The 7287-nt window shown below is 49.9% G+C and carries 11 protein-coding genes; 8 read left to right on the top strand and 3 right to left on the bottom strand.

Annotated features, from left to right (window positions below):
* The first annotated feature begins 57 nt into the window (after positions 1–57).
* Entirely contained in the window at positions 58–246 is a 189-nt protein-coding gene (locus tag AAE484_RS17520) for a DUF6691 family protein (protein WP_445928874.1), read from the top strand.
* A 277-nt stretch (positions 247–523) separates the two neighbouring features.
* On the opposite strand, the gene AAE484_RS17235 is transcribed toward AAE484_RS17520, so the two are convergent.
* Positions 524–1105, bottom strand: coding sequence for a 5-methylcytosine restriction system specificity protein McrC (locus AAE484_RS17235; RefSeq protein ID WP_341939679.1), 582 nt, complete (start codon positions 1103–1105; stop codon positions 524–526).
* Between the two features lie 109 nt (positions 1106–1214).
* Between AAE484_RS17235 and AAE484_RS17230 the strand changes: the two genes are divergently transcribed.
* From AAE484_RS17230 to AAE484_RS17215, 4 genes are all read left to right on the top strand, one after another.
* The gene (locus AAE484_RS17230) at positions 1215–1694 is read left to right on the top strand and encodes a hypothetical protein (RefSeq protein WP_341939678.1); all 480 of its coding nucleotides are present in this window, start codon (positions 1215–1217) and stop codon (positions 1692–1694) included.
* Positions 1695–1876: 182 nt separating this feature from the next.
* A complete protein-coding gene (locus AAE484_RS17225; protein WP_341939677.1) occupies positions 1877–2344 on the top strand; it encodes a hypothetical protein in 468 nt (155 codons plus the stop codon).
* Positions 2296–2658 carry a hypothetical protein gene (locus AAE484_RS17220; protein WP_341939676.1) on the top strand — a complete coding sequence of 121 codons (363 nt, stop codon included), beginning with the start codon at positions 2296–2298 and terminating at the stop codon, positions 2656–2658. The genes AAE484_RS17225 and AAE484_RS17220 overlap by 49 nt, the downstream gene beginning before the upstream one ends.
* 85 nt (positions 2659–2743) lie before the next feature.
* Positions 2744–3301, top strand: a complete 558-nt coding sequence (locus tag AAE484_RS17215) for a hypothetical protein (protein WP_341939675.1) — start codon at positions 2744–2746, stop codon at positions 3299–3301.
* Between the two features lie 61 nt (positions 3302–3362).
* Here the strand turns inward: AAE484_RS17215 and AAE484_RS17210 are convergent, their stop codons facing one another.
* Positions 3363–3488, bottom strand: coding sequence for a hypothetical protein (locus AAE484_RS17210; protein ID WP_341939674.1), 126 nt, complete (start codon positions 3486–3488; stop codon positions 3363–3365).
* A 777-nt stretch (positions 3489–4265) separates the two neighbouring features.
* Positions 4266–4430: a hypothetical protein gene (locus AAE484_RS17205; RefSeq protein ID WP_341939673.1), complete on the bottom strand. Its 165-nt coding sequence runs from the start codon at positions 4428–4430 to the stop codon at positions 4266–4268.
* Between the two features lie 1448 nt (positions 4431–5878).
* On the opposite strand from AAE484_RS17205, the gene AAE484_RS17200 reads away from it, so the two are divergent.
* From AAE484_RS17200 to AAE484_RS17195, 3 genes are all read left to right on the top strand, one after another.
* Positions 5879–6187: a 3'-5' exonuclease gene (locus tag AAE484_RS17200; protein WP_341939672.1), complete on the top strand. Its 309-nt coding sequence runs from the start codon at positions 5879–5881 to the stop codon at positions 6185–6187.
* A complete protein-coding gene (locus AAE484_RS17515; protein WP_445928873.1) occupies positions 6187–6252 on the top strand; it encodes an SEC-C metal-binding domain-containing protein in 66 nt (21 codons plus the stop codon). The genes AAE484_RS17200 and AAE484_RS17515 overlap by 1 nt, the downstream gene beginning before the upstream one ends.
* Positions 6253–6359: 107 nt before the next feature.
* Positions 6360–6683 carry a hypothetical protein gene (locus tag AAE484_RS17195; RefSeq protein ID WP_341939671.1) on the top strand — a complete coding sequence of 108 codons (324 nt, stop codon included), beginning with the start codon at positions 6360–6362 and terminating at the stop codon, positions 6681–6683.
* Positions 6684–7287 lie beyond the last annotated feature (604 nt).

The raw sequence follows: 7287 nt of genomic DNA, 5'->3' as shown, positions 1-7287 counted from the left end.
GCGGGCTCTGAAATAGAGTTTAACTCAATGAGCCGATGTATGGATTCAGGTTGACACATAGGGGTCACACTGAAGTTAATTGGCGGCTCCGCACTATTTGGCATTGGCTGGGGGCTATCCGGACTTTGTCCCGGGCCCGGAATCACGTCCTTGCCGACTCTGCTACCGGGTCCCATTCTGTTTGTAATAGGTCTTTTTGCGGGCTTCGTCGTTTACCGCGTAATGGAAACAGTGAACCCGAGGTAAAGTACGGCCGTAAAGCAGAGCCCCCGACTGCTAGCTGACAAGCCATGAAATAGTGCGCTGATTGATAATGCGCTGTGAGATGAGCCATTATTTAACTTATGCGCAGTGCGGTTGTTCACCATATAAGCCTAAGTGATTAAAATAGATGCTTTTCAATAGCTTAAATCATTATTGGGTGGCTCCAGTTCACCAAACAGGTTCACAGAATCAGTTTTTGCATCGTTTCATGAACCTCCTTCCCTGTGGTGATTTTTTATAAGCTCTCGGTTCTGATTTGCTATAAATTGAACCCTGATTGCAGCTGTGCAGTTGGCTTCAACAGGTCAATGCAAAGAATATCCAGGCTGGCCGTATGGCTTCCCAGAAGCTTTAAAGCATACGTATCATTTAGCCCAGCCTGTTGAGGGTAGACCAGTGCTACATCGTGAATGTGATAGCGGTTGGCATAGGCAGACAGCTGATAGAGATCTCCCTGGCTCATGCCGAGCTTTGCCTCAGGGCCGTCCAGAAGCTTCCATTTGGCGTCAATAATCATCCGTACCGTGCCATCCCGGTCCACCAGGCTTATATCCGGCCTCGTCTGAAAGACGTTGCGGTCAATGTCTTTCCGGTACGCCAGATAGCGTCTTGGAGACTGCTCTCTCACAGAAAGCCCCACCTTGCGTGCCAATGGACGCAGGCTGGCGGCCAGCCAACGCTCAAACAAGAGGTTCATATCGAACAGAATAAGTAGGGCGTGGTCCCCGGCGGAGACGTCCGGGTTTTGCGCGTCGATGAAGAGTCGGCACCATGCCATAACGGGTCCATATCGCTGGTTGGTGCGGTTGAGCGTTAGGTGGTCCAGTGCGTGGCAATCAATGGGTCGATCGCTATGAGCTACGTTTTCGATGTAAAATACGCCAAGCAGTATGCTTTTAGAGTTTTTTGTAATTTAATGCATACGATCCTACAGAGGTGGAAGAAAAGGCTTGACTACTAACCACAAAGTTGGCAGCCTATCTCCTAGACGAATACTTTTTTGCCTGCAAAAATTCTACAGACTGACTAAGAAGGGACTCATTTATGAAAAAGAACTATATTGCATCTACGCACCTGTATTTGTTTTCCTCATTACCGCATGTCTTTCTTTCCCTATCCAAGCTTCCGATGATGATGATGACGACGTCGAACCAACTGAGGTAGTCGTTACTGGTAAGAAACTTGAAAAGGCGATACTTAAAGGGGATTATTACAATATCGGAAGGCATAAGGGCCGGCTCCAGTACCTAAATTGGCTGACTCGACAAAGTCAAACTAACCTACCCTCTGGCGACGAAGAAGAACACCCACCAGAAACAGAAAATCCCGATTTGACATGCAAGACTATTGAATTAAAAAAATCGATTGTGAAAATAAGGCCCAAGTTGCCTATGCGGAATGGTTGCCAACTTGTCGATGGTATTTTTTGATAAATGCAGATGCGCAATGTCGAGAAGAAAAGAAGGCAAACTTAGCGTCTGATTTGAAGAATTGCGAATTAAAGGCTGAGTACGACAGAGTGAAATGTAACATGTAGTGTTTTGGATCTTTTCAAAACTCACGGGTATTGAAAAGATCCTTAGGAAAATATTTCCCATAGAGGGATGTGCATATGAAACCGAAGTGGATTATTATTTCAGCTACGTGCATTAGTATTGCATTAGCGGTTGCATTAGGAAAGCCAACCTTTGTAAAAGGTGAGATTACCGAAAAACGCAGCCAAGGTGAATCTCTTGGCGAGTCAAGCGCCGTCCCCATAAAAGAACCAATTGAATCGCGCAGAAATATTATCGATTCCATCTCAAGAAACAACCTAATCGGAGTAAACCTGGATGGAAAAATCCGGATAGAAGACAGTACGCAGGAAGTAAAGGATTTTATTGAAAGGCAGGGTTATGGAATTCAATTCGGAGAATCAAGCTATCAATATTACCCCACAGATACATTGCGTGATTTAACCGAATCTGGTGATTTTGTGGCTTCGCATATACTTGCAAAAAACTATTGGAAGAGGGTGATCATAATGGTGCAATGCAAAGCTATGAAAAAGCCGCTGTACTTGGTTCTACAGCGGCACTAACAAGCTTAGCAAGCTTGTATAAAGCTGAATACCATCAGTCTGAGATCAACAACAATTCGTCGGCTAAGGACGCAGCTTTAGTCAATGTTATCGCTTACTACAACTTGGCGATAAAACGTGGGGACATTGGCGCCCAGACCAGGAAAGAGGTCTTCTCGGATGTCTATAATATCGATCTTACCAAGCAAGAACAGAGCTTAGCCTCCAAGAAAGCTAATATTACCTACAAAGAGATTTTGAGAAAAAGAAGGGATCTAGGCCTTGCTTCATTTGAAGACGAAAACTCTTCTGCAGCAAAGGATTTTTCCCGATAAAGTTAAACCAGCTGTTCGTTTTTTAAAATATCGGCAGCATTTAGTATATTTATATTTCAGCTGGGAATCTGTTAGGGCGCTACAAATGACTCATAACGACTTGACTTATAGTTTTTGGCTGGCGGGATTTTTAACGGTATGGATTTTTCCGTTGTTAGCCATGGCCTCAGACAAGACTATAAGTAAAACTGAAAAATCACTTTGGATTTTTTTCTGTATTTGGTTCTCTTGGGGCGCGTGGATTCTTTTCCTCTTCCTGAAGCGCGACCGTAAAAGAAGTGCCGCTTTTATGGATACTGAAGATCGCGGCATGGTATCGACGGCAAGAGTTTTATTTTTGGCTATTTCGAGACAGATGGCACGGTACAGACTGGGGGTTTTAGCGCTATTTATTTTTAGCGCACTCTTGTTTTTGATTCCTTCCGAAAGCTCGTTAATTACGCTTTTGCGTTCTCAAACGTTTGTTGTTGCGTCATTTCTCCTTTTGACGCTTATCAACAGAAGATACATCTCGCGCTTTGACGCACATTCAGATTTAGTGGCCCCCGTGTTTTCCTTTACGCTTTTGTCTATGGCTTGCCTTTTTGTCATGCTCTACACCTTTATAAGTCTATTGGCTGCCTTATCGCTAGCGATTTATTAAACTATATAGGCTGGGATCACATCATCTACTGGTCGTAAAAATAGAACCCACCCGGTAATTTTCATAGGTACAGACCGCGTAGGACGGGCGCACCTTCTTTGAGCCAGCGCCGGGCCGTGCGCTCGGACACGCCGCAGATTTTTACGATCTTTTTCCAGCTGGGTCGGTAGTTGTCATCAAATTGCATCCTGATTGCTCCTTGTGTTGTGACAGGAGTGCGGAGCTTGATGAATTCGGCGCCGATTTTTTAGATCGTTCCGGAATACAGCCCAGTAGTGGCGGGGGCTGAGGGTTGATTCGCCCAATATGTTGCGTATCTAGTCATGATCACCACTTAACTTATGCGCATTGCGGTTGTTCACTATATCAGCCTAAATTATAAAAATAGATGCTTTAATCAGGGGTTCGGGGTTGCGTTCGTTACAAAAGCGGGACATCAAATGCTCCTGATTATCGTTAAATACTTCCTCAACTATGACCACCGGGGAGGGAAATGACAGCTGGGCGGGCTAATTCCGCCCCGGCTCCCCAATGTATCACCATACATGCGTCTGGCACCAATATCCTTGATCGACTGGAAACCGCCGCCATCGTGCAGTCCGCGACGGAGAGGCTGGTGCTCAGGGTGGACGGTATCCCCCTTGTTTTCGCCAGACTGACCAGACCACAATCAAGACAAGTTGGACAGGGCATTCCTAGTAGACGGTACAGCAGCGGTTAAAAGCGGGCAGAAACGGACATAAAAAGGGTCGGCAGAGACCGGCGCTGCCTCAGGCCAAACGTGAGGCAAGAAGGAGGCAAACAGTTGAATAAATAGGCCGTGGGCGGTTCACAAACAGCGTATCAGCCTGGCTCTGGCGACCAGGTTCTTGCCAACAGGCTCGGGATTACCAGCCCGCAAGAAATGGATGATGCAATGGGTGGAGCGGACGTTCAACGTGAGTTAGGGCTGGCCGGGAAGAGGCTAGCTGCCCAGTGACAAATGACGGTACTTGGTACCGGTCTTGAGCTTGTTTTCCACAATATGGGGCCGCGTTCCTGCCTCTATCGCCGTAGAACTTGCGATACTCTTGATGATAGCCGCTCTGCTCACCTGCTGATTCATGCGCTTGTTGCGGGTAATTTTCATATATCACCTCAGTAGGTCGGGAGACTAATGGCTGCCGCGAAAACAGCGACGATTATACCATATTCCAAGGCAGAACGACCGCCACTACTGTCGGCTCCATCCAGTGGCTTATTCCAGCTGCTCCCGCCACCCTTGGCAGGGAGCCATCCACTTGCCGGAGCATTGCCCGCAACTGACACCTATGGACCCGGCCGCATACGGCGCCACTGACGAGGTCTACGGCGCCCCCGCATTGGTATTGGTGCCAGAGTCGGACATTGCATTTGATACCCATGGCACAGTCGACTCGAACAGCGGGCGGGTACAATTCTCGGAGCTGGGGGTCGAGACCGCTCTCTGGCAAGAGCTCGAGTGGTTACGTCCACTCGAGTCAACAAACACCGAGACCGAGTATCAATTCAGGAAAGTAAGGGAGAGGTCATGCTTAAGGGCAACCTACAAGGTAAACGTGTACCGGGCTCTAACGCCGGCGATACGTTAACAGGGGTCAGCTATGGTGATGATGGCCCCTGCCCGAACTGCGGACAGCGCCACACGATCAATGAAACGCAACAGGCCTACGACGTTGCGCGGACCTTGGTCAGAAGCCTACCTGTCGTGGGTGGCGCCATGATGTTGGGAGTACTCCGTTCCGCTGACAATCAGTGGTTCGCCGCCTGCTCGGCTCACGACGACACGGCCGGTCATAATTCGCTCACAGTGTGGCAGCCGCCCATAAAAAATCGCTGCCAACCCTGAGAGTTCTTGGCGCGGTTCCAGCCAGGGGTGTTTCCACGCGCAGCGGGGCTCAGTTACCCACCGCCGAGGTCCGGGCCTGCTCGGTGGATGGTCATCCGATAGCGGGGCGGTGCGCCGCACCAAAGCTGCTGCATTACGCTATTGCCAATAACCTCCGGCGGCCATGGTCTTTATCAGAGGTGTTCTACGACCCGGCAAAGGGCAACCTGGACTACTCCGGCTGGGTAACGGCCGAATCATGCCTGTCCTGTCGAAAGCTGCTACCACTGATACTCTGTAAACACCCGAACAAAGACATCAACTTGGTCCAATATACCGGAATGATGAGGGCGGTAGGGTGGCAGTAGCCCGAGCGGGGCGCCTGCCGGCCAGCGCCCACACGCATCAGGCATGCCCGGTGATTTTTCTTACAGCCGCCTGGGCTTGATAGATACTGCGAGTTGACCTAGAGTTACGTCAAAATCGCGCCAGACGGTAATATCAAGGGCGATAGAGGGTCCACCCAGAGGTTCCTGAGTCAATGGCCGCCTCATTCCCAATATCAACACTCTGCGTCGCCTGACCCCCGGGGAGCGCCGTTTTGCCGCCGGCTCGACGACGCGCAGAAAGAGGCCCATTACATTGCGCGCTGTATCAACAAGTGGCGGCAACAGGGAAGAGCGCTCAACAGCATCGCCGTCATTTATGCCAAACACTGGCAGGCGCAACACATGCAGGCGGCCATGAAAGCGACCGGCATCCCCAGCACCTGGTTAAAGTCCTTGTCCTACAAAAAGACTTATGACCCCAGCGCCGATAAAGTGACGTTGCTCACTCGCCAGAGCAGTAAGGGGCTCGAGTTTGATACCGTCATCCTGGCGGGCCTGGGCGGGCTGGATGACAGCGATGAGCAGCTGCCAATCGAGACCAGGCTGCTGTATGTTGGCATGACACGCGCCCATCGGCAGCTCTTGGTAACGAGCAGTGGCGAGAACACGTTTACCGAGAAATTGCAGGAATTGGTGGGCACGGCGGCCTGATGAATAACACGCAGATCTGCCCCTGCGGCAGCGGGCGCAGGTTCAAGCGGTGTTCCGGCAACTGATCGCGAAGAAAGGCTCTGCCAGACCGTGCGTTTTGTGAGTGTTTGCTGTACAAAAGCGACATCCAGTACGCTGGTTCTCTTTATTCAAACCAAAGATTTATGAGTGTATGTCCAAGGAACCCCTGAAAACGCTTTCCGATATGGCCCGCGAAGCCCATGCCCGCGTCCAGGATCGCCACCAACACATCAACCCGGTGGTGGGCGTGCGCAGCGGAATGAGGGACATCGGCATTCCCGCGGATGTGATGACGATTGATTGCCTACGCACCCGCCGCCGCATCAACCTGATTCTGCACGATGAGCAACCAGGCATGCTGTTGTATCAGTTCATCACCATTGAAGACGAAGCGGGTGATGACTTTCAGAGTGTGGCGTTCTCAGAGGTGAATACCCAGAAGCTGCTTGAGTGGATGGAGGCGTATTTCGACTGAGGGGAGTGGACCCCGAGGTATTGGTTGGTTGAGGACCAACGGCATAGGGGCACCGGTTCCCGGTACGTTAGGTAGTTGTTCGAAACTGCAGGAGCAGTGGTAAGATTTCGTGGTCACTCGTTGCTGCCGCCAACGATTCATTCAGAGTCACCCTTTGTGGCAACTGGATATTGAACTTGGACAGCAACAGGTCCACAACCTGTTTGTCATTCGTGGGGTCAATTGCTCTCCCTGCGTATATGCAAATTCGCTGAAGAACGAACGTTCCCTGCAAAGAGGGCCTATAGTTGTGAAAGAGAAAGTGGAGTTAGCTGCCATTGTTGAGGTGGACAAAGATAGCCGTGTTCAATGTCAGGAGCCCGGCTGTGGTAAGCCATTATTCAAGAAGATACATGTAATTCGAGTAGAGGACAAACTATCTGTTATCGGAGCAACCTGTTTCAACAGACTTTACGTAGACGATCGTAATGAAGGAGACGAGCCAAGGGTAATCCTCCCATAAATTAAGGGTACTCATAAGTAGAATTTTCTCGTAATCTATCCCCAGAGGAGATTCTGCATGAAGAAGTCACGTTTTACCGACAGTCAGATCCTGGCCATCCTG

Source organism: Marinimicrobium sp. C2-29, assembly GCF_038419845.1.
Lineage (GTDB): Bacteria > Pseudomonadota > Gammaproteobacteria > Pseudomonadales > Cellvibrionaceae > Marinimicrobium.
Note: the sequence above shows the minus strand (reverse complement) of the source record. Positions and strands in the feature narration are given on the sequence as shown.

Coding starts and splice junctions, on each gene's coding strand:
- AAE484_RS17195 (WP_341939671.1), top strand. CDS start 6,360: ATGTCCAAGGAACCCCTGAAAACGCTTTCCGATATGGCCCGCGAAGCC.
- AAE484_RS17225 (WP_341939677.1), top strand. CDS start 1,877: ATGAAACCGAAGTGGATTATTATTTCAGCTACGTGCATTAGTATTGCA.
- AAE484_RS17215 (WP_341939675.1), top strand. CDS start 2,744: ATGACTCATAACGACTTGACTTATAGTTTTTGGCTGGCGGGATTTTTA.
- AAE484_RS17200 (WP_341939672.1), top strand. CDS start 5,879: ATGCAGGCGGCCATGAAAGCGACCGGCATCCCCAGCACCTGGTTAAAG.
- AAE484_RS17220 (WP_341939676.1), top strand. CDS start 2,296: ATGCAAAGCTATGAAAAAGCCGCTGTACTTGGTTCTACAGCGGCACTA.
- AAE484_RS17210 (WP_341939674.1), bottom strand. CDS start 3,488: ATGCAATTTGATGACAACTACCGACCCAGCTGGAAAAAGATCGTAAAA.
- AAE484_RS17205 (WP_341939673.1), bottom strand. CDS start 4,430: ATGAAAATTACCCGCAACAAGCGCATGAATCAGCAGGTGAGCAGAGCG.